This window comes from Enterobacter sp. SA187 (genome assembly GCF_001888805.2).
In the GTDB taxonomy this organism is placed as follows: Bacteria; Pseudomonadota; Gammaproteobacteria; order Enterobacterales; family Enterobacteriaceae; genus Enterobacter_D.
On record NZ_CP019113.1, the window covers coordinates 2,883,723 to 2,905,014 of the forward strand.

23 protein-coding genes are annotated in these 21,292 nt (G+C 56.4%); 7 read left to right on the forward strand and 16 right to left on the reverse strand.

All coding sequences use genetic code 11. From position 1 onward, the window contains the following. The first annotated feature begins 213 nt into the window (after positions 1–213). From mdoG to BMF08_RS13755, 3 genes are read left to right on the forward strand one after another with little or no spacing between them, the layout of a single operon-like run. A complete protein-coding gene (mdoG, locus tag BMF08_RS13745; protein ID WP_158684913.1) occupies positions 214–1,749 on the forward strand; it encodes a glucans biosynthesis protein MdoG in 1,536 nt (511 codons plus the stop codon). Next, the gene (gene mdoH / locus BMF08_RS13750; protein ID WP_072568117.1) at positions 1,742–4,270 is read left to right on the forward strand and encodes a glucans biosynthesis glucosyltransferase MdoH; all 2,529 of its coding nucleotides are present in this window, start codon (positions 1,742–1,744) and stop codon (positions 4,268–4,270) included. Before mdoG ends, mdoH begins: the two co-directional genes overlap by 8 nt. Before the next feature lie 51 nt (positions 4,271–4,321). Beyond that, positions 4,322–4,567: a YceK/YidQ family lipoprotein gene (locus BMF08_RS13755; RefSeq protein ID WP_412176332.1), complete on the forward strand. Its 246-nt coding sequence runs from the start codon at positions 4,322–4,324 to the stop codon at positions 4,565–4,567. Here the strand turns inward: BMF08_RS13755 and BMF08_RS13760 are convergent, their stop codons facing one another. The 3 genes from BMF08_RS13760 to BMF08_RS13770 form a co-directional block, all read right to left on the reverse strand. After that, positions 4,568–4,942: a MysB family protein gene (locus tag BMF08_RS13760; RefSeq protein ID WP_072568119.1), complete on the reverse strand. Its 375-nt coding sequence runs from the start codon at positions 4,940–4,942 to the stop codon at positions 4,568–4,570. A 90-nt stretch (positions 4,943–5,032) separates the two neighbouring features. Continuing rightward, positions 5,033–6,253 carry a multidrug efflux MFS transporter MdtG gene (mdtG, locus tag BMF08_RS13765; protein ID WP_072568120.1) on the reverse strand — a complete coding sequence of 407 codons (1,221 nt, stop codon included), beginning with the start codon at positions 6,251–6,253 and terminating at the stop codon, positions 5,033–5,035. Positions 6,254–6,414: 161 nt separating this feature from the next. Continuing rightward, positions 6,415–7,335, reverse strand: a complete 921-nt coding sequence (locus tag BMF08_RS13770) for a Kdo(2)-lipid IV(A) acyltransferase (RefSeq protein WP_072568121.1) — start codon at positions 7,333–7,335, stop codon at positions 6,415–6,417. Between the two features lie 222 nt (positions 7,336–7,557). Here BMF08_RS13770 and trhO point away from each other — a divergent pair, with 222 nt between their 5' ends. Beyond that, positions 7,558–8,607 carry an oxygen-dependent tRNA uridine(34) hydroxylase TrhO gene (gene trhO / locus BMF08_RS13775; protein WP_072568122.1) on the forward strand — a complete coding sequence of 350 codons (1,050 nt, stop codon included), beginning with the start codon at positions 7,558–7,560 and terminating at the stop codon, positions 8,605–8,607. A 45-nt stretch (positions 8,608–8,652) separates the two neighbouring features. On the opposite strand, the gene BMF08_RS13780 is transcribed toward trhO, so the two are convergent. The 10 genes from BMF08_RS13780 to mdtH all read right to left on the reverse strand — a co-directional run bounded on the left by BMF08_RS13780 (position 8,653) and on the right by mdtH (position 16,125). Continuing rightward, positions 8,653–9,228, reverse strand: a complete 576-nt coding sequence (locus tag BMF08_RS13780; protein ID WP_072568123.1) for a YceI family protein — start codon at positions 9,226–9,228, stop codon at positions 8,653–8,655. Positions 9,229–9,230: 2 nt separating this feature from the next. Next, the gene (locus BMF08_RS13785; protein WP_072568124.1) at positions 9,231–9,797 is read right to left on the reverse strand and encodes a cytochrome b; all 567 of its coding nucleotides are present in this window, start codon (positions 9,795–9,797) and stop codon (positions 9,231–9,233) included. A 268-nt stretch (positions 9,798–10,065) separates the two neighbouring features. Next, positions 10,066–10,182 carry a YceO family protein gene (locus BMF08_RS13790; RefSeq protein WP_072568125.1) on the reverse strand — a complete coding sequence of 39 codons (117 nt, stop codon included), beginning with the start codon at positions 10,180–10,182 and terminating at the stop codon, positions 10,066–10,068. A 54-nt stretch (positions 10,183–10,236) separates the two neighbouring features. Then, positions 10,237–11,358, reverse strand: a complete 1,122-nt coding sequence (gene solA, locus BMF08_RS13795; protein WP_072568126.1) for an N-methyl-L-tryptophan oxidase — start codon at positions 11,356–11,358, stop codon at positions 10,237–10,239. Between the two features lie 116 nt (positions 11,359–11,474). Continuing rightward, positions 11,475–11,729 (reverse strand): biofilm formation regulator BssS, encoded by a 255-nt coding sequence (bssS, locus tag BMF08_RS13800; protein ID WP_072568127.1) that lies wholly within the window; start codon positions 11,727–11,729, stop codon positions 11,475–11,477. Positions 11,730–12,013: 284 nt separating this feature from the next. Continuing rightward, a complete protein-coding gene (gene dinI / locus BMF08_RS13810) occupies positions 12,014–12,259 on the reverse strand; it encodes a DNA damage-inducible protein I (RefSeq protein WP_072568129.1) in 246 nt (81 codons plus the stop codon). A 74-nt stretch (positions 12,260–12,333) separates the two neighbouring features. Further along, positions 12,334–13,380, reverse strand: coding sequence for a dihydroorotase (gene pyrC, locus BMF08_RS13815; protein ID WP_072568130.1), 1,047 nt, complete (start codon positions 13,378–13,380; stop codon positions 12,334–12,336). A gap of 137 nt (positions 13,381–13,517) precedes the next feature. Next, positions 13,518–14,078 carry a lipoprotein gene (locus BMF08_RS13820; RefSeq protein WP_072568131.1) on the reverse strand — a complete coding sequence of 187 codons (561 nt, stop codon included), beginning with the start codon at positions 14,076–14,078 and terminating at the stop codon, positions 13,518–13,520. 126 nt (positions 14,079–14,204) lie between these two features. Next, complete coding sequence (gene grxB / locus BMF08_RS13825) at positions 14,205–14,852, reverse strand: glutaredoxin 2 (RefSeq protein ID WP_072568132.1); 648 nt, start codon at positions 14,850–14,852, stop codon at positions 14,205–14,207. 64 nt (positions 14,853–14,916) lie between these two features. Then, positions 14,917–16,125, reverse strand: coding sequence for a multidrug efflux MFS transporter MdtH (mdtH, locus tag BMF08_RS13830; protein WP_072568133.1), 1,209 nt, complete (start codon positions 16,123–16,125; stop codon positions 14,917–14,919). A 232-nt stretch (positions 16,126–16,357) separates the two neighbouring features. Here mdtH and rimJ point away from each other — a divergent pair, with 232 nt between their 5' ends. From rimJ to murJ, 3 genes are all read left to right on the forward strand, one after another. Continuing rightward, on the forward strand, positions 16,358–16,942 hold the full coding sequence (gene rimJ, locus BMF08_RS13835) for a ribosomal protein S5-alanine N-acetyltransferase (RefSeq protein WP_072568134.1): 585 nt from the start codon (positions 16,358–16,360) through the stop codon (positions 16,940–16,942). A gap of 76 nt (positions 16,943–17,018) precedes the next feature. Beyond that, entirely contained in the window at positions 17,019–17,942 is a 924-nt protein-coding gene (locus BMF08_RS13840; protein ID WP_072568135.1) for a Gfo/Idh/MocA family protein, read from the forward strand. 114 nt (positions 17,943–18,056) lie between these two features. Further along, a complete protein-coding gene (gene murJ, locus BMF08_RS13845) occupies positions 18,057–19,592 on the forward strand; it encodes a murein biosynthesis integral membrane protein MurJ (RefSeq protein WP_072568136.1) in 1,536 nt (511 codons plus the stop codon). 60 nt (positions 19,593–19,652) lie between these two features. Here the strand turns inward: murJ and flgN are convergent, their stop codons facing one another. The 3 genes from flgN to flgA form a co-directional block, all read right to left on the reverse strand. After that, positions 19,653–20,075 carry a flagella biosynthesis chaperone FlgN gene (flgN, locus tag BMF08_RS13850; RefSeq protein ID WP_072568137.1) on the reverse strand — a complete coding sequence of 141 codons (423 nt, stop codon included), beginning with the start codon at positions 20,073–20,075 and terminating at the stop codon, positions 19,653–19,655. Positions 20,076–20,079: 4 nt separating this feature from the next. Then, on the reverse strand, positions 20,080–20,373 hold the full coding sequence (gene flgM / locus BMF08_RS13855; protein ID WP_072568138.1) for a flagellar biosynthesis anti-sigma factor FlgM: 294 nt from the start codon (positions 20,371–20,373) through the stop codon (positions 20,080–20,082). A 93-nt stretch (positions 20,374–20,466) separates the two neighbouring features. After that, positions 20,467–21,126, reverse strand: coding sequence for a flagellar basal body P-ring formation chaperone FlgA (gene flgA, locus BMF08_RS13860; protein ID WP_072568139.1), 660 nt, complete (start codon positions 21,124–21,126; stop codon positions 20,467–20,469). Between the last annotated feature and the right edge of the window lie 166 nt (positions 21,127–21,292).

The window sequence follows — 21,292 nt, forward strand, 5'->3', positions numbered from 1 at the left end:
ATTCGGTGGCAACCCTACACTAAGTCAGACAATCTGTCTCCAGGATAAACGCGTAATTGATAATGGTGGACTTTCATTTGCTTACACACTGAGCCAGCGCGCGAACAAAGCCGGGATTAAGTTGTCGGAATGCCAGAACTTCCATTAAAATGGATGGATCGATTTAAGCACACAAAGGGGGAAGTGCTTAGTTATATGAAACATAAACAACAAGTGATGAAAATGCGTTGGTTAGGCGCAGCGGTACTGTTATCCCTGTACTCCTCATCGGGCTGGGCTTTTACCCTCGATGATGTAGCAAAACAGGCACAGTCATTAGCCGGTAAAGGCTATGAAGCCCCTAAAAGCAACCTGCCTTCTGTTTTCCGCGATATGAAATACGCGGACTATCAGCAGATCCAGTTCAATCACGAGAAAGCTTACTGGAATAACGTTAAAACCCCATTCAAGCTCGAATTCTATCATCAGGGTATGTACTTCGACACGCCTGTCACCGTCAATGAAGTGACCTCGACCGCCGTGCGTAAAATTAAATACAGCCCGGATTACTTCAATTTCGGCAACGTCCAGCATGACAAGGACACCGTCAAGGATCTGGGATTTGCCGGATTTAAAGTGCTGTATCCTATCAACAGCAAAGACAAAAACGACGAAATCGTCAGTATGCTGGGCGCGAGCTATTTCCGCGTTATTGGCGCGGGTCAGACTTATGGCCTCTCGGCCCGCGGTCTGGCTATCGATACCGCGCTGCCGTCTGGCGAAGAGTTCCCGCGTTTTCGCGAGTTCTGGATCGAGCGTCCAAAACCGACCGACAAACGCCTGACCATTTATGCGCTGCTGGACTCCCCACGTGCGGCGGGCGCCTACCGCTTTGTGATCATTCCGGGTCGCGATACCGTGGTTGACGTGCAGTCAAAGGTCTATCTGCGCGACAAAGTGGGTAAACTGGGCGTTGCCCCGCTGACCAGTATGTTCCTGTTTGGGCCGGGTCAACCGTCGCCGACCACCAACTTCCGTCCGGAGCTGCACGACTCTAACGGTCTGTCGATTCATGCCGGCAACGGCGAATGGATCTGGCGTCCGCTGAACAACCCGAAACATCTGGCCGTCAGCAGCTACGCCATGGAAAACCCGCAGGGCTTTGGCCTGTTGCAGCGTGGCCGCCAGTTCTCCCGCTTCGAGGATCTGGATGACCGCTACGATCTGCGTCCAAGCGCCTGGGTCACTCCGCAGGGCGACTGGGGCAAAGGCAAAATCGAGCTGGTTGAAATCCCGACCAACGATGAAACCAACGATAACATCGTCGCTTACTGGACACCGGATCAGCTTCCGGAGCCGGGTAAAGAGATGAACTTCAGGTACAGCATCACCTTTAGCCGCGACGAAGACAAACTGCATGCGCCGGATAACGCCTGGGCGCTGCAAACCCGTCGTTCCACCGGTGACGTGAAGCAATCTAACCTTATTCGTCAGCCGGATGGCACCATCGCTTTCGTGGTGGACTTCGTCGGCCAGGATATGAAAAAACTGCCGCAGGACACGCCGGTGACGGCGCAGGCCAGCATTGGCGATAACGGCGAAATCGTTGAACAAGCCGTGCGCTATAACCCGGTCACGCATGGCTGGCGTTTAACCCTGCGCGTGAAGGTGAAAGATCCTAAAGCGACGACCGATATGCGTGCTGCGCTGGTGAATGGCGAGCAGCCGCTGAGTGAAACCTGGAGCTATCAGCTACCTGCCAATGAATAAGACTACTGAGTATATCGACGCGCTGCCGCTTTCTGATATTGAGAAAGCGGCGCTGCCGACCACGGACCTGCGCGCCGTGCACGAAGCGCTGGATGCTGAGCACCGTCATTTCGAGCGGGACGATGACACCCCGCTCGGCTCGGTGCAGACGCGTCTGCAACAGGTCTGGCCCGAGTCCCTCGGCGAAGGTCAACTGATCAAAGACGATGAAGGACGTACCCAGCTTGAGGCGATGCCGAAAGCCACGCGTTCTTCCATGTTCCCTGAACAGTGGCGTACTAACCCGATTGGTCGTTTCTGGGATCGTCTGCGTGGCCGCGATGTGCCGCCGCGCTACCTCTCCCGTCTGACCAAAGAGCAGCAGGAGAGCGAAAAGCAGTGGCGAATGATGGGCACGATCCGTCGCTACATTTTACTGCTGCTGACGATCTCCCAGACGGTGGTCGCCACCTGGTACATGAAAACCATTCTGCCTTATCAGGGCTGGGCGCTGATCAACCCGACCGATATGGTAGGCCAGGATCTGCTGGTGTCAGCCATGCAGCTGCTGCCTTACGTACTGCAAACCGGCATTCTGATCCTGTTTGCCGTGCTGTTCTGCTGGGTATCGGCTGGTTTCTGGACCGCGCTGATGGGCTTCTTACAGCTGCTCATCGGTAAAGATAAATACAGCATTTCGCACTCGACGGTCGGGGATGAACCCCTTAATCCGGAACACCGTACCGCGCTGATCATGCCGATCTGTAACGAGGACGTGGATCGCGTATACGCGGGCCTGCGCGCGACCTGGGAATCGGTTAAAGCCACCGGCAATGCCGCGCATTTTGACGTCTATATCCTGAGTGACAGCTACAACCCGGATATTTGCGTCGCCGAGCAGAAAGCCTGGATGGAGCTGATCGCGGAAGTGCAGGGCGAAGGGCAGATCTTCTATCGTCGCCGTCGCCGCCGCGTGAAACGTAAAAGCGGTAACATCGATGACTTCTGCCGTCGCTGGGGTAATCAGTACAGCTATATGGTGGTGCTGGACGCCGACTCCGTGATGACCGGTGACTGTCTGAGCGGTCTGGTGCGTCTGATGGAAGCCAATCCTAACGCCGGTATTATCCAGTCTTCGCCAAAAGCGTCGGGCATGGATACGCTCTATGCGCGCTGCCAGCAGTTCGCCACCCGCGTGTACGGTCCACTGTTTACCGCCGGGCTGCACTTCTGGCAACTGGGTGAATCCCACTACTGGGGGCACAACGCCATTATCCGCGTGAAGCCGTTCATTGAGCACTGTGCGCTGGCGCCGCTGCCGGGTGAAGGCTCCTTTGCAGGTTCTATTCTTTCTCACGACTTTGTGGAAGCCGCGCTGATGCGCCGTGCGGGCTGGGGGGTGTGGATAGCCTACGATCTGCCAGGCTCTTATGAAGAGCTGCCGCCGAACCTGCTGGATGAACTCAAGCGTGACCGTCGCTGGTGCCACGGCAACCTGATGAACTTCCGTCTGTTCCTGGTGAAAGGGATGCATCCGGTACACCGCGCGGTGTTCCTGACCGGCGTGATGTCCTATCTGTCGGCACCGCTGTGGTTTATGTTCCTTGCGCTCTCAACCGCTTTACAGGTGGTGCATGCGCTGACCGAACCGCAATACTTCCTGCAACCGCGTCAGCTGTTCCCGGTGTGGCCGCAGTGGCGTCCGGAGCTGGCGATCGCGCTCTTTGCGTCCACCATGGTGCTGCTGTTCCTGCCGAAGCTGCTAAGTATCATTCTGGTGTGGTGTAAAGGGCCGAAAGAGTACGGCGGTTTCCTGCGCGTGACCCTGTCGCTGCTGCTGGAAGTGCTGTTCTCCGTGCTGCTCGCGCCGGTGCGTATGCTGTTCCACACGGTGTTTGTGGTCAGCGCCTTCCTCGGCTGGGAAGTGGTGTGGAACTCGCCACAGCGCGACGACGACTCCACCCCATGGGGTGAAGCCTTTATGCGTCATGGCTCGCAGCTGCTGCTGGGCCTGGTATGGGCCGCCGGTATGGCGTGGCTGGATCTGCGCTTCCTGTTCTGGCTGGCGCCTATCGTTTTCTCGCTGATCCTGTCGCCGTTCGTGTCGGTGATCTCGAGCCGTGCCACTGTCGGTCTGCGTACCAAGCGCTGGAAACTGTTCCTTATCCCGGAAGAGTATTCCCCGCCGCAGGTGCTGGTGGATACCGACAAATATCTGACCATCAACCGCGCCCGCGCGCTGGACGACGGCTTTATGCACGCGGTGTTTAACCCGTCATTTAACGCTCTTGCCACCGCCATGGCCACTGCCCGTCACCGTGCAAGCCAGGTGCTGGAAATCGCCCGCGATCGTCATGTTGAGCAGGCGCTGAACGAAACGCCGGATAAACTGACGCGCGATCGTCGGCTGGTGTTGCTGAGCGACCCGGTCACCCTGTCACGTATGCATTACCGCGTGTGGGCAGCCCCGGAGCGTTACTCGTCGTGGATCAGCCATTACGAGGCGCTGCGGTTGAACCCGCAGGCGCTCAACGGTAAGTAAGCCGCACATTAAGGAAAATACCGGCCCGCAGGCCGGTATTTTTTTGTCTGAATGAATAAGGAGGGAGGCGTGAAAATTTTCGCTGTCGCCATTATGGCGCTGTTGCTGAGCGGTTGCGGCAGCATTATCAGTCGTACCCTGCCGGGGCAGGGTCACGGTAACCAGTACTACCCCGGCGTGCAATGGGACGTTCGCGATTCAGGCTGGCGGTACCTTACGGTGCTCGATCTACCGTTCTCGCTGGTATTCGACACGCTGTTGCTGCCGCTGGATGCGCATCACGGCCCTTATGAATAATCAGCGCTGATCCCACTCGTCGGCTGCCGCGCGGCCTTCCTCGGTGTCCAGCGGCGGCTCAAGCTGATATTCGCCTTCGTCCCACTCATGCAGGGTGTTTTCTTCCAGCCACTCCTGACGGATCTCGATCTCATCGAAATCACGGTCAAACACGCTCTGCGCGGCTTCACCGGTAAGCATCGGCAGACATTCACCGTCATCGCTCTCTTCAGCTAAAAACTCTGCCTGCCACATGATCTCACCATCCTGAAGCACATACTTCTGGATGTTAAACTGCTGTATGTTGGCGTTTTCTTCATCCAGTTCCGGATTCGCCGCCAGAAACTCCTCACGTGCAGCATCAATGGCTTCTTCCAGCGTGGCATACATAGTCATTGTCTTCTCCCTGTAATTGGATGTGATGTTCAGGGAAAGAATAGTTGAAGATCGGAAAGTGCAAGGGCGATCAGGCAAAATTAAGCATCATCACATCGCCGTAGCTTCCCGACGACGCCGCCGCAGGCTCAGCCAGGAGTAGATCACGTTGAACATCACCACCGAGGCGGTGACCAGAAATACCGTGCGGAAGCCATAGCTGGCCGAGACCGCCGCGCCAAGCAGCGGGCCGGTGACGTTACCGATATCGCGGAACGACTGGTTATAGCTGAAGATGCGCCCGGCAATCTGATTGGTTGAGTTATAGACCAGCAGCGTCTGTACGGCTGGCAGCAGCGCACCGTCCGCCGCGCCAAGCAGAAAACGTAATATGCCCAGCTGAACCGGCGTCTGCACAAAGGACATCGGGATCAGCAGCAAAATCGACACCATCAGCGCGGCGATAAGGATTTTTTCCGGCCCGATGCGATCTCCCAGTTTACCCAGCCGGGGGGCGCTGAGCAGAGCCGCGACGCCGGGCACCGAGGCGATCATGCCGCTGATAAAGGCGATGTTGCTGACGTCCCCCGCCAGATCGCGCACGTACAGCGTCAGGATGGGCGCAATGGAGCCGGTGGCAACCTGGATAATCATGGTGGTGACAAACAGGCTCAGCACCAGTCTGGGGCTTTTCAGCGAACCAATGACTTCACGCGCGTGCAGCATCTCTTTCTTCGCCACCGGCGTGAAGTTTTCGCGGATGCAAAACAGCGTCAGTAAAAAGCAGATGAACAGCACGGCGGCGGTGATGAAAAACACCGGGCGCAAACCGTAGCTATCCGCCAGCAGTCCGCCCGCCAGCGGGCCTAACAGCGCCCCGCTGACGCCACCGGTTGATAGTGTGCCCAGCGCCCAGCCGCTTTTATTGCGCGGCATTTGCGTGGCGATCAGCGCATTGGCGTTAGGGATAAATCCGCCCAGCAGACCGAGACAGGCGCGTAGCGCCAGCAGTTGCCAGATATTCTGCGCCAGCCCCATCAGCATCATTACCACCGCCATGCCGAGGGCCGAGCGCAGCAGCATCAGTTTGCGGCCTTTACGATCCGCCAGACCGCCCCACAGCGGGGAAGCGACAGCTGAGAAAAGAAAGGTGATGCTGAACACCAGACCGGACCACATATTGAGCGCGCTGTGGCCGCTGACGCCCAGCTGCTCTATGTAGAGCGGCAGAAAAGGCATCACAAGGCTGAAGGCCGCGCCGGTGAGAAAGCAGCCGATCCAGGCAATGGCAAGATTCCGTTTCCAGTTAAGGGGCGTCGCTGAGGGTGACATAACCGTCCGGTTGCAGGCGTTAACAGGTTTAAATAGTAAGCCTGCTAATCATACGCCTGGGGAGAAGGGGCCGCAAACCGGAGAGCGCTTAAAGCTTAAAGCGGGGGGGGGGAGAGAAGTTGCCGGGTGGCGCTGCCGCTTCCCCGGCTTACAGATGAATGCTAATAACGGGAAGGAACGCCTTCCGGACGGGTCTTGAAGCGACGATGCAGCCACATGTACTGCTCCGGGGCCATCATGATGCATTTTTCGATCACGCCGTTCATCCAGGCGGCGGTGGTTTCGGCGTCATCCAGCGGCGGATCGTTTTGCGGATCCAGCATCACCAGTTCGTAGCCCTTACCGCCGGGTTTACGGCGCGGCACAAAGGGAACGATGCTCGCCTGGGACATTCTCGCCAGCATCCAGGTGCCGGAAGTGGTCGCGGCCTGGTCTACGGCGAAAAAGGGCACGAACACGCTGGCGCGCGGGCCATAGTCGTGATCCGGCGCGTACCACACCACTTCGCCGTTTTTCAGCGCCCGCACCATGCCTTTCAAATCCTTGCGGTCGAGCATGGTTTTATTGGAGCGCAGGCGTCCCCAGGTTTGCAGCAGGTCGATTACCGGGTTGTCATTCGGGCGATAAACCCCGATCCCCGGCGTCTGCATACCAAACATACGTGCGCCCAGTTCGAGGGTCAGAAAATGCACCCCGATCAGCAGAATGCCGCGTTTCTGACGTTGCAGTTCATAGACCGGCTCAAAGTTGATGATGTCCGCCCAGCGGGCGATACGTTTGTCCGACCAGAACCAGGCCATGCCGGTTTCAAACAGGCCCATGCCCACCGACTCAAAATTCTTCACCACCATGTCGTGGCGCGCCGCCTGACTCATTTCCGGGAAGCAAAGCTCCAGGTTACGGGTAGCGACATGCACACGACGCTTCATCAGGCGCATCGCCAGATGGCCAAGACCTGTACCCATCCGATAAATCACCGGGTAAGGGAGCTGAACCAGCAGCCACAGCAAACCAATACCAAACCAGGTTAACCAGTAGCGCGGATGAAGTAAGGCGGTGGAAAATTTGGGTAGATGTGTCATGTCATTCCTGTGATTCGACAAGCCGTGCGTTAATGCCTTCGCACTAAGATAAATTCACCGACGTTTATGGCGGAGAAATCGTTCTTTCCAGAGCCTCGTTGCCTGGTATTTTTTCTGGTGAGTGAAATGTAGCGCAAAATGTATGGATGTAAATTAACAGTATTTGCTATATGATGCTGCCCGTTTTTCACCCATCTCTCGTTATTGCAGGATAAGTACACCATGCCAGTGTTACACAACCGCATTTCGAATGAGGAGCTGAAGGCGCGTATGCTGGCGGAAGCCGAGCCGCGCACCACGGTCTCATTCTATAAGTATTTCACTATCTCCGATCCGAAAGCCACGCGCGATGCCCTCTATCAGGCATTAACGGCGTTAAATGTTTTCGGGCGCATTTATTTAGCACATGAAGGCATCAATGCGCAAATCAGCGTGCCGCAAAGTCAGTTTGATGCGCTGCGTGACTGCCTCTATGCCTTTGATCCGGCGCTGGATGGTCTGCGACTGAACGTCGCGCTGGATGATGACGGAAAATCTTTCTGGGTGCTGCGCATGAAAGTGCGCGACCGTATCGTCGCCGATGGCATTGAAGATGAGACGTTTGATGCCAGCAATGTTGGGGATTATCTGAAGGCGGCGGAAGTAAACGCCATGCTGGACGATCCTGACGCGGTATTTATTGATATGCGCAACCACTACGAATACGAAGTGGGGCATTTTGAAGATGCGCTCGAAATTCCGGCGGACACGTTCCGCGAACAGTTGCCGAAAGCCGTTGAGATGATGCAGGAGCACAAAGACAAGAAAATTGTTATGTACTGTACCGGCGGCATTCGCTGCGAAAAAGCCAGCGCCTGGATGAAGCATAACGGTTTCAACAAAGTCTGGCATATCGAAGGCGGCATTATCGAGTACGCCCGTCGCGCCCGCGAGCAGGGACTGCCGGTGCGCTTTATCGGTAAAAACTTTGTCTTTGATGAACGCATGGGCGAGCGTATTTCCGACGATGTGATCGCTCAGTGTCATCAGTGCGGCGCGCCGTGCGACAGCCATACCAACTGTCTGAATGACGGTTGTCATCTGCTGTTTATTCAGTGTCCGGCCTGTGCCGAGAAGTTCAGCGGCTGTTGCAGTGTGTTGTGTCAGGAGGAGCGGGCGCTGCCGGAAGAAGAACAGCGTCGCCGTCGGGCTGGTCGTGAAAACGGCAATAAAATCTTCAACAAATCCCGTGGTCGTCTGAATACCCAGCTTGGGATCCCCGATCCGGAATAAATTGTTGCCGGGTGACGCAGCTGCGCACCCGGCAATCATTCTGCATTACTTCTTACGCACGCCTTCCACCGAAATAATCAGATCCACATCCTGAGACGCCGGACCGAGATCGGTAGTGATGTTGTAATCTTTCAGCTTGATTTTACCCGCCGCTTCAAAGCCCGCGCGTACGCCGCCCCAGGGATCATCGCCCTGACCGATCAGTTTCGCTTTCAGCGTGACAGGTTTGGTGACGCCGTTCAGCGTCAGATCACCGGTAATATCCAGCGCATCGCCGTCTTTCTTCACTGCGGTTGACGCAAAGGTCGCCTGCGGGAATTTCGCCACGTTCAGGAACTCGGCGCTGCGCAGGTGCTTATCACGCTCGGCATGGTTAGTGTCCACGCTTTTGGTATTGATGGTGACGTTCACTTTATCCGCCGCCGGGTTTTTCTCATCGAAGGTGAAGGTGCCGTCAAAATCTTTAAACGTACCGTACAGCCAGCTGTAGCCCAGGTGCTGAATACGGAAGTTAACGAAGGCGTGCTGGCCCTCTTTGTCAATTTTATAATCTGCTGCCACGGCAGAGCCGGTAGTGAACAGCAGGGCGCTCAGGGCGAGGGCGGTAATACTTTTCTTCATCGTCATACTCCGGAGTCAGGGGATGATTTACCCAGCATGCGCTTGAGGGTGTCATCTTTATCAATGAAATGGTGCTTGAGAGCGGCAAGCGCATGCAGCGCGGAGAAGATCACCACGCCCCAGGCCAGCCATAGATGGATTTCACCTGCCAGATCCGCCTGAACCCCGGCGTCGGCAAAGGTGGCGGGGATCTCGAACCAGCCGAAAACGCTGATGGGTTTTCCGTCGGCGGTGGAGATCAGGTAACCGCTGAACACAATGGCGAACAGCAGGGCATAGAGGGCGACATGTCCGGCCACGGCGGCCAGACGGGTGGTGCGCGACCAGGATTTCAGCGCCGCAGGCGGCGGCGAGATCCAGCGCCACAGCAGACGCACCACCAGCCCCATCATCAGCAGAATGCCGATGCTTTTGTGCAGTTCAGGTGCCTGGTGATACCAGCCGTCATAATAGCTGAGCGTCACCATCCATAATCCCAGGGCAAACATGCCATACACCACCAGCGCCATCACCCAGTGGAGTGTCATCGACAGCACGCCGTAACGGCGGGGAGAATTACGCCATTGCATATAAATGTCCGTTTTAAATAACAAGGTGAAAGTAAAATGGCGCGGCGAAAATAATATTGCAACTTATAAATAACAAAAATAAACAATATTTTTACTTATTCATTTTTATTGATGGATTGATGGCTTTGGCATTCAATGATTTCGTTATAAATCGCGGTCCGGAGTGGTGGCGGGCGCTACAACAGGGGGTTATAAGTTATAACCCTCATTCAAAAATACTGGGCAGAAAAGCGCGGATCTTCAGGAAATGTCAATTTTTGTCAGGGGATTAATCAATATAAAAGAGATAGATAATATCCAGTATGCCCAGCACCAGCCAGAAAATGAGATAGAGCATAAAATGCTCGCGGATATTATTCATAAAAAATTCAAATATACGACGCATCGCGTTACCTGGGTTCAGATAATGAAAACAGGCCCGACGGGCGGGCCTGCGGTATCAGGATTTATCGAAACGGCTAAGGGCGAAGGGCGTCAGATCAAAAGATGGCGTCTGCCCGGCGGCAAAACGGGCGGCAATTTCACCCAGCACCGGCGCGAACTTGAAGCCATGCCCGCTCAGTCCGCTGACCAGCAGCGTGTTGTCATGGCCCGGCAGGGTGTCGATGATAAAGTCCTCGTCCGGGGAATTATCATAGGTGCAGGCCGCGCCGTGCAGACAGCAGCCAATGCCCGGCAGGAACTGACGCAGGAAAGGAAAGGCTTCCGAACCATCGGTAGCCACGCTGCCAAAGGGCGTGCGCTCCTCTTCTGAAGAAATAATCTGTCCGCCGTTATGCCTGCCGATTTTCAGCGCGTCATCCTCAGCCGGAAAACCGTAGAACTGATCGCCGGAGGGCATCTCGCCGGTAAAGGCCGGGAAGTTGTTTTTGGCGCTGTAACGGCCATCGGCCTGATACCAGGCGAAAATCTTGCGTACCGGCTGCACCGGCAGGGAGGGGAGCAGCCGCGTGACCCAGGTGCCGGCGCTCACCAGCAGCTTCGCGCCGCTGTACTGACCGTCGGCGGTGTCAATGGTGACGCCGTCATCATGATGATGGATAGCGGTAACCGGGCAGTTAAACAGCTGGGCGCAGCCCGCTTCACGGGCGAGGCGGATCCAGGTTTTCACCGCCAGTTCGCTGCGCAGAAAGCCGGACTGTGACTCAAACAGACCGATATACCCTTCAGGGACGCGGATCTCCGGCCAGCGCGCCATCAGCGCTGCCGCATCGAGGCGTTCGACGTCAAGATTAAATTCACGGGCGCTTTGCGCCACGTTTGCGAGGAAAGCGGAATCCGCAGGACCCAGGTTGATGACGCCGGTGCGTTCAAAGACCGCTTCACCGCTGTCAGCGGCAAGCTCATCCCACAGGCTCTGGGCGCGCAGCACCAGCGGAACATATTTCTCGCCTTCACCATAGGCGTGGCGGATAAGGCGGGTGTCACCATGATGGCTGCCGTGCTGATGAGGCGGCAGCCAGGCGTCGGTCATCAGGACATTCAGCCCGGCGCGTGTGGCATAGTAGCCTGCCGCAGCCCCTACAGAGCCGCTGCCGACGATAATCAGGTCATATTTCATTACGCTCTCCTGGCAAATTCTTCAGGCAGGAGAGTAATTAACCTGTATGGGATATACAAGCCAGAAATAAATCAGGCACCCGAATGGGTGCCTGGAGGACAGAAGATACTCACGATCTAGTGTCTGCGATACTCATCTGCCTGATAGTCACCGGATTCGATCTTGGCGATCCCTGCTTCCAGAATCGAAATAAACTGACGGGCAACTTCAGTGGTGAGCCACAGCGTCTGGCCGACCTCAGTGTCATCACGGTCGGGCTGGCTTGGGGTCTGATAGTGCAAACGCAGCATCATGGCATCGTAACTGTCTACGGTGCTGATGTCCCACCCTACGAGCGGATGAGTTTGAATGACTTCATTATTTTTAACCATTTCAACCCCCATTTGCGTACGTGAATACAACGATTATTGAGGTTCAATGCGTGTTTTTCTGAAGCAGCTTAAGTATATCAATAATTAACGTGAATGCGTTAATTATTAGAACTATCGGCAATTCCGTCTTTTTATTTAAATTTTTTTGAAAGAAACGGGCAGGAGATACGGGCTGTTTTTCACCATCCTCTGATTTCAATAAGGAAATGGCGGAAAAAAATGCAAAAAAGCCGGGGCGACCCGGCAAGAAGAACAATGAGGGTACTGCTTAGTGAGGTTGTAGTTTAATCCTGTCTGAACCAGTCATCGGCGCTTTCCCAGGTTTCCTGGAGAATTTCGCTGACGCGGTCTTTATCTTCTTTCGCCGCGCCGAACACCGTCAGGCTGTTGGCGGCGGCGAAACGTACTGAAACTTTGCCTTCGCTGTGCGGATAGTCGTCACAGACGCGGCGGGAGAGTTCCTGAGCCAGCGCATCAATAGCGCCCGGCGGTAAGGCGGTGGTTCTGGCGATAGTCACTTCGATACGCATAGTAGCCCCCTGTATAATTTACTGGTTATTTATACAGTCATTACCCTGCATTTACAACAGGGGGCAGCGAATTTTTAACGCTTCACGCGCCAGCGCACGGTTTCTCCGGCGAGGAAGGGCACCAGGGTGTCGTCGGTAAGGGCAATGCTTTCCGGCACCTGCTCCTCCTGACGCTCCAGCTCCACAAAACTCTCATTGACCGGCAGGCCGTAAAAACGCGGACCATTCAGCGAGCAGAAGGCTTCGAAGTGCGCAAGCGCCCCCATCTCCTCAAACACCGTGGCATAGCTTGCCAGCGCCGTCGGCGCGTTAAAGCAGCCCGCACAGCCACAGCTTGCTTCTTTACGATGACGGGCATGGGGGGCAGAGTCGGTGCCAAGGAAAGCGCGCGTAAAACCGCTGGCGACCAGTTCACGCAGCGCCTGCTGGTGGATATTACGCTTTAGGATCGGCAGGCAGTACAGGTGCGGGCGCACGCCGCCCACCAGCATATGGTTGCGGTTAAACATCAAATGCTGTGGCGTGATGGTGGCGGCCAGCAGCTCATTGCCGTCGCGCACATAGTCGGCGGCATCTTTGGTGGTGATGTGTTCAAACACCACTTTCAGACCCGGCAGACGCTGACGCAGCGGCTCCATCACGGTGTCGATAAAGCGCGCTTCCCGATCAAAAATATCAATATCCGCGTGCGTGACTTCACCGTGCACCAGCAGCGGCATGCCCAGTTTTTCCATGCGCGTCAGCACCGGCATAATGGCGTCAATGCTGGTCACGCCGTGGCTGGAGTTGGTGGTGGCGTTAGCCGGGTAAAGCTTGGCGGCGGTAAACACCTTTTCGTTAAAGCCGCGTTCGATTTCGTCCGGATCCAGCGTATCGGTCAGATAGCAGGTCATTAATGGCGTGAAATCATGTCCGGCGGGGACGGCGTCGAGAATGCGCTGGCGATAGGCGATGGCGGCATCAACGGTAGTGATGGGCGGCACCAGGTTCGGCATGATGATCGCCCGGCCATACAGCTCACTGGTGTAGGGCACGACCGTTTTCAGCATATCGCCGTCACGAAGATGAATGTGCCAGTCGTCTGGGCGGCGGATTTTCAAAACCTGGGGTTGTGCTGTCATGAGTGCGCTCCGGCTTGCGTGGTAATCAGTCAGTGATGGCTGGTTTTATGCCGGGCACAAAGGATAGGCGTAAACGTTTTCGTTTGCATCCCTTTTCCGCACAGGACGCATAAAAAAGGGCGCCTGGCGCCCCTGGGTTAGTCAGTAAAAGGGATGACGATTTCGCCGGGTTTGACTTCAAGCCCTTTCGCGAATTTCTTCGCCAGCGCTTCCCCCTGGCTGCTATCTTCCCTCAGCACATAGGCGGGTTGCTGGTTAAAGTAGTTACGCAGCGACTGGTTAAGATAGGGCATCAGCGTCTGAATGACGCTCTGCATTTTCTGCGGCGTGACGGTGGCATCCACCACTTCCATCTCCTGCAGGTAGATTTCGCCTTTCTCTTTATTGAAAACCGGCAGCGCTTTCAGCTTCAGCGCAATGGTGGCCTTCTGGCTGCCGAAAAGGGAATTCATATCCAGATTCGCATCGCCGGTAAGGGTGACTTTATTGGGCTCTTCGCGGCCAATCGCGCTGCTCAGATTACGCAGCACAATGTGCGCGTCCGCCACGCCCGGCACGCCAATATCGCGGGAGAAATCGTTACGTTTTTGCAGCGCCTGATTAATTTCCTGCTCACTTACGGTGTACTGGGTTAACGGATTACACCCGGCGAGTAAACCACTCACAATCAGCGTGGCGGCTAAGACTATCTTCTTCATCGGTTTCCTCAACATGACACCTTTATGCCAATCGTGACATAAAGGAGCATCCCGCACCAGTGCGGCACATGCCAGCAGAAAACACCGAAAAGCATGACGGGCGCTTTCGCACCCGTCCCGTTACGCTCAGATTGCCATGGATGAGAGCAGATTAATCTGCGTCTGTTTGGCCATATTGTCGCGGTAATCCGCCACGCGGGTCGGCCAGGTGATGCCTGACACCAGCGTCAGGTTACGCAGCAGCGGGAAGAGATGAATGTCATCCTCAGAGAGTTCGCCATTAACGGCGTTAGGCTTGACGATGAGCTTATCCAGCGCCCGCAGGTCGTCGCTGATGTTCTTAACCAGCCCGGCGGAGTGGGCGAGGTGCTCCGCAAAATCGCCGATAGCCGCCTCCTTTTTCGCCACAAAATACGCGCGCGCTTCCGGCGTGGCGAACTCATCAAAGGGGGATTTGGCAAAGCGCGGGATCAGCAGGCGATTCACATAGCCATTCACCTTGCGCAGCCAGTCGGCAATGGCCGGATTCTGCGCGCCAGTGAGCAGCGGCTGGTGGTCAAGCTGATCAACATAGTGGACGATATCCATGCTTTCCGGGAGATAGCGGCTGTCGTCCTTTTGCAGGATCGGCGCCATCTTCTGACCAATCATACGCACCGGCGTGGCTTCGTCATCATTGAGTAACACGTTCAGTTCGACGGGGAGATTCTTCAGGCCGAAAATCATGCGGGCTTTAAGACAGAACGGACAGTGATCGTAGATATAGAGCTTCACGTTTCTCCTCCAGATGATTGTGGTTCTCACTTTCAGTATGGAAGAGAAAAATGCGGCTTTCAAATCAGATGCCTGGCTCCGGCACCTCTGTGCGGGCGCTTTTCTGGCTGAACTGCCACCACAAGGCAACAAAGGTGGCAAGACCGATTAGCCCCAGCATCAGCCAGGGCAGCTCCGGTTGCGCCGACAGTTTTCCGGCGTCAAACAGCCAGCCGCCGCCCGCGTAACCCAGCGCACCGCCAAAAGCCAGCCCCAGTCGACTAAAGCCCATATAGCTGCCCCGCGCACGGGCGTCAGCCAGATCCGCCCCCAGGGTTTCCCGCGCCGGTTCGGCGATAATCGCGCCGAGATAAAACAGACAAATCAGCATAAACAGCTGTTGCAGCGAGCCGACCATACCTACCGGCAACAGGCTGAGCGACATCAGCAGCAGCCCGGCCATCAGGCGATGCTCAAGGCGAAAACGCTTCTCGCTCCAGCGGGCGATGGGATAGAGCAGGGTCAGCGACAGGCAGGCTTCAATGGCGTACATCCATTTCACCGCGGCAGGGGATCCGGCGATATCGTTGACCATAATCGGCAGCATCAGCATCACCTGGACCGCCAGCATGTAATAACCGGTCAGCGTCAGCACGTAGGTCACAAAGCGTTTATCGCGCAGCACCCGCTGTAGCCCTTCGCGCACCGGCGTTTTCACCGTCGACAGCTTCCACGCCGGTAACAGCCAGGCGTTAAAGCCCGCGCAGAGGATAAACAGCACCGCGCCGGTGGCGCACACCAGGCGAAAATCGTACTGCAACAGCCAGCTTCCCAGCAGCGCGCCAATCACCGCCCCGGCGCTGTCCTGCATCATCAGCAGCGAGAAAAAGCGGCCGCGCTGCCGGGGACGCACCAGTTTGACCACCAGCGCCGAGCGCGGCGGATCGAACAGCGTTCCGCCAAGCCCGGAAAGAATGCAGGAAAACCACAGCAGCCAGGGTTCATGCGCCACCGCCATGGCGGCAAATCCGGCGGCGCGCAGCAGCATACCGGTGACGATCATCGGCTTGGCGCCAAAGCGATCCGCCACCGCGCCGCCGAAAATCCCCAGCCCCTGCTGGACAAACTGACGCAGGCCGAGGGCAATACCAACCATCAGCGCCGCCCAGCCAAGCTGATCGACAAAACGAATAGAGATAAGCGGGAAGACGACAAAGAAGCCCAGCACCACCAGCATATTGTCGATTAGCAGGAAATATTTACCCATGCTCCGTGCCTGCGATACGCGGGACATCTCCCCTCCGGGGAACAAAAAATCACCCGCTTATTCTGCGGGGTGGCGCAGCATTTTCCCACCCGCCGCAGCGACAATATTTTTTCATCAAACCACCGCTTTGATTGATGACCTTCATCGAAACTCCATTCCGGCGCAGAAAATGGTATGTTGCTGTTTTCACAGACCGGCATTGCGCAGGTATAGTTAAGGAAAAGGGGTAACAAGACGTGAGCGGAAGGAGTGGTTATTGATGTTTGGCTATCGCAGTAACGTACCTAAAGCACGCCTGACCACCGATCGCCTGGTAGTGCGTCTGGTGCATGAGCGTGATGCCTGGCGGCTGGCCGATTATTACGCAGAAAATCGCCAGTTTCTGAAACCCTGGGAGCCGATCCGCGATGACAGCCATTGTTATCCTTCCGGCTGGCAGGCCCGCCTCGGCATGATCAACGAATTCCATAAACAGGGCAGCGCTTTTTACTTTGCGCTGCTCGATCCCGAAGAAAAAGAGATCATCGGCGTGGCGAACTTTTCCAACGTCGTACGCGGATCCTTTCACGCCTGCTACCTCGGCTACTCTATTGGTCAGAAATGGCAGGGGCAGGGGTTAATGTTTGAAGCCTTAAGCGCGGCGATCCGCTATATGCAGCGCACGCAGCATATGCACCGCATCATGGCCAATTATATGCCGCACAATAAACGCAGCGGCGATTTGCTGGCGCGTCTCGGTTTTGAAAAGGAAGGCTACGCCAAAGCCTATCTGCTGATTGACGGCCAGTGGCGCGATCACGTGCTGACGGCGTTAACGGCCACCGACTGGACCGCAGGGCGTTGACGATTATGCATCATCTGCTGAACAACGAGGCCGCTTTAGCCTCCGTATCCATTACTCACACAGACGGGAGAATGAAGTGAGCCGATTACGAATTGGTGTGGTAGGGCTTGGCGGCATCGCGCAAAAAGCCTGGCTGCCGGTGCTGGCGGCGGCAACGGACTGGACGTTACAGGCGGCCTGGTCGCCGACGCGGGAAAAAGCGCTGCCGGTATGTGAAAGCTGGCGTCTGCCCTATGCCGACTCGCTGGCGCATCTTGCCAGCCAGTGCGATGCGGTCTTTGTGCATACCTCGACCGCTTCACATTATGCAGTGGTCAGCGAGCTGTTAAATGCCGGGGTGCACGTCTGCGTCGATAAGCCGCTGGCGGATAATCTGGCGGATGCCGAGCGGCTGGTGGAGCTGGCGGCGCGCAAAAAGCTGACGCTGATGGTCGGTTTTAACCGCCGCTTTGCGCCCCTGTACCGCGATCTGAAAACCCGGCTCGAAAAAGGGGCGTCGCTGCGCATGGATAAGCATCGCAGCGACAGCGTCGGCCCGCACGATCTGCGTTTTACGCTGCTTGATGACTATCTGCATGTGGTGGACACCGCCCTCTGGCTGGCAGGCGGCCCGGCGCAGTTGCAGGGCGGCGTGCTGCACACCAATGACGAAGGGCAGATGTGCTACGCCGAACATCACTTCAGCAGCGATCTGTTGCAGATCACCACCAGCATGCATCGCCGCGCCGGCAGTCAGCGCGAGTGGGTACAGGCGGTGACCGACGGCGGCCTGTATGACGTCACCGATATGCGCGACTGGCGGGAGGAGCGCGGGCAGGGGGTGATCCTTCGTCCGGTGCCCGGCTGGCAGAGCACGCTTGAGCAGCGCGGATTTGTGGGCTGCGCCCGTCATTTCATCGAATGCGTGCAAAATCAGACGGTTCCCGAAACCGCCGGTGAACAGGCTGTGCTGGCGCAGCGCGTGATTGAAAAACTCTGGCGCGAGGCGATGACGGAGTAACCGCCCGTAACATAAGCCGGTAGTATTTCACCGCAATCCAGGTAGACTACCCGCCATACCCCCCGACGCCTGCTCTGCAGGCGTTTTGCCGTCAGGTTGTGGACGAACAACGTAATGAATTTATTAAAATCGCTGGCCGCAGTCAGCTCGATGACCATGTTTTCCCGTGTACTGGGATTTGCGCGGGATGCCATTGTGGCGCGTGTTTTTGGGGCCGGGATGGCCACCGATGCCTTTTTTGTGGCGTTCAAATTACCTAACCTGCTGCGGCGTATTTTCGCCGAAGGGGCGTTCTCGCAGGCCTTTGTGCCGATCCTCGCGGAATACAAAAGCAAGCAGGGCGACGACGCCACCCGCGTGTTTGTCTCCTATGTGTCCGGTCTGCTGACGCTGGCGCTGGCGGTGGTGACCGTGCTGGGGATGCTGGCCGCGCCCTGGGTGATCATGGTGACGGCGCCTGGCTTTGCCGATACCGCCGACAAATTCGCCCTGACATCAAAACTGCTGACTATTACCTTTCCGTATATCCTGCTGATCTCGCTGGCCTCGCTGGCGGGGGCGATCCTCAATACCTGGAACCGTTTTTCGGTACCGGCGTTCGCGCCCACTTTTTTAAACGTCAGCATGATTGGCTTCGCGCTCTTTGCCGCGCCTTACTTTAACCCGCCGGTGCTGGCGCTGGCGTGGGCCGTCACCGTGGGCGGCGTGCTGCAACTGGTCTATCAGCTGCCGCACCTGAAGAAAATCGGCATGCTGGTGCTGCCGCGCATCAATCTGCGCGACGCCGGGGCGATGCGGGTGGTGAAACAGATGGGCCCGGCTATTCTGGGCGTGTCGGTAAGCCAGATTTCGCTGATCATCAACACTATTTTCGCCTCCTTTCTGGTTTCCGGTTCTGTCTCCTGGATGTACTACGCTGACCGCCTGATGGAGTTTCCCTCCGGCGTGCTGGGCGTGGCGCTGGGCACCATTCTGCTGCCGTCGCTGTCGAGAAGTTTTGCCAGCGGCAATCAGGACGAATACTGCCGCCTGATGGACTGGGGGCTGCGTCTGTGTTTCCTGCTGGCGCTGCCGAGCGCGGTGGCGCTGGGTATTCTGGCGAAACCCCTCACCGTGTCGTTATTTCAGTACGGTAAATTTAATGCCTTCGATGCGCTGATGACCCAGCGTGCGCTGGTGGCCTATTCGGTGGGGCTGATCGGGCTTATCGTGGTGAAAGTTTTGGCGCCGGGCTTCTACTCCCGCCAGGACATCAAAACGCCGGTGAAAATCGCTATCGTCACGCTGATCATGACCCAGGTGATGAACCTGATATTCATCGGCCCGCTGAAGCACGCCGGGCTGTCGCTGTCGATTGGTCTGGGTGCCTGTCTGAATGCTTCCCTGCTGTACTGGCAGCTGCGTAAGCAGAACATCTTTACGCCGCAGCCGGGCTGGGCGCGCTTTCTGCTGCGTCTGATTGTTGCGGTTGCGGTGATGTCCGCCGCGCTGGTGGGCATGATGATGGTGATGCCGGAGTGGTCGCAGGGCACCATGGCCTGGCGTCTGCTGCGCCTGATGGCGGTGGTGGTAGTGGGCGTGATCGCCTATTTCGCCACCCTGGCGGCGCTGGGATTCAAAGTGAAAGAGTTTGCGCGTAAGACGGTATAAAAACAGCAACAGGGAGTCAAATGACTCCCTGTCTGTAACTGGTAACGCGTACGGTCACGATCAGATGGAGATTTTCTTGCCGCCGCGCGTGGTCGAGGACGTCTGTCCGTTGGCCCCGTATAACCCTGGCTCCTGATGCGGTTTCAGCACCTCAAGCGCTTGCTGGTTACGGATAATCTGGCCTTCAAGCAACCAGCCGTTGTGCTGGTTAAGATCGCGTAAATGCTGTGTCTTGGCGGTAATGGACTGCCAGCGTTCTGCAACATCATCATTGGAAGCGCGTCTGGCGTTCTGCTCCGCGCGTCGCTGTTGCTCCAGATAGTCCAGCGTAGCGAGCAACGAGCTCTTTTCTTCCGTAATGCGCTGCAGGGCGCTGCCATTGAAGTGGCCTGCGGAAAGTTGCTGTTGCTCAGCATCCATCACGACTTTCAGGTCGTTCAGGATAACTGTCATCTTATCCAGTATTTCTGACAGTTGATTCATACGCTTATTTACTCTGTAAGAAACTCTGTGCTTCCTGAATCAGTGCATCGGCGATTTTGCCGGTGTCCATTTTCAGTTCGCCGTTGCGGATCGCGGCCTTCAGGCTTTCTACGCGCTCAACATTAATATCGTCGTCACCGGACTGGACCAGACGGGACTGGGCATTGCTGATGGTAACGTTAGTGCTGTTAGCAGTAACCGGTTTTTCCAGGCGCGTTTTGGTTGCCTGAGTTTCGTTGCTTTCGCGCTGTTGAACAGTGTTGACCGGCTTCAGGGGCGATGTACGTTCAATGCTCATAGTGTGGTCCTCATCGAGGTTTTGCGGCGCAGACGCCTGCCATTCATCATATGTTGATTATTTATCGGCAGATGCCGCAAATTCTTTAAAGAATTATAGATTAATAAGAATATTCCCATCAGGACCGACCATCCCGCTCACCACCTGGCCTGACGCCATGCGAACCCGGGCGTTTTGCGCCACGGCAGCGTTATTCATCGCCTGGCCTTCGCCGTTAACGCTAAAGCCGTCGCCCTGTGCGATAACCTGCACTTTCTGACCAGCTTTGATACGCCAGGCCTGGCGCAGCATCGACAGCTGGATCGCCTGACCGGGGGCGACGTCGCGTAAACTTACCGCATCCTGCGCCTGATTGATATCCAGCATGGTACGCGGCGGCAGTTGATCGAGACGACCACGGGTGAGGGTGACGCTCCCCGGTTGCAGCGTACTGCCACGGGTTATCGGCTGCGCGGCGACGACATAATTGCCCGTGGCCTGCACCTGCACCTGAACGTAACGTTTTTCATTGGCGCACTGCGCCAGCACGTTCACATTCCCCCAGAGTTTAGCACTTCCCGCCACGCTGAGCGCCGGTTGTTCGCAGGCGGGCAGCAGATTTGGCGCGCTGCGCACCTTTACCACCACCTCATCGCTGAAGCCTGCCAGCCGCTGGGCAAAAAACGCCGTCAGCTGCGCATTGAGATCCGCCGCCAGCAGCGACGCGCTAAAAAACAGTAAGGTCGCGGCTAAACCGCCTTTCAGGGTGTTCATCGCAGACTCCTGCCTGTTTAAAGAATGCCGAGATTCTACCCGCACAATAAATCTATCAACGCAATAAATAGCGACGCATTTTGCGCTTATTCAGACGATGACGCATGGACAACGCCATTTAAGCTGTCACCTGTCAATTTATCATCAGCGTAATGTCATCAGCGGG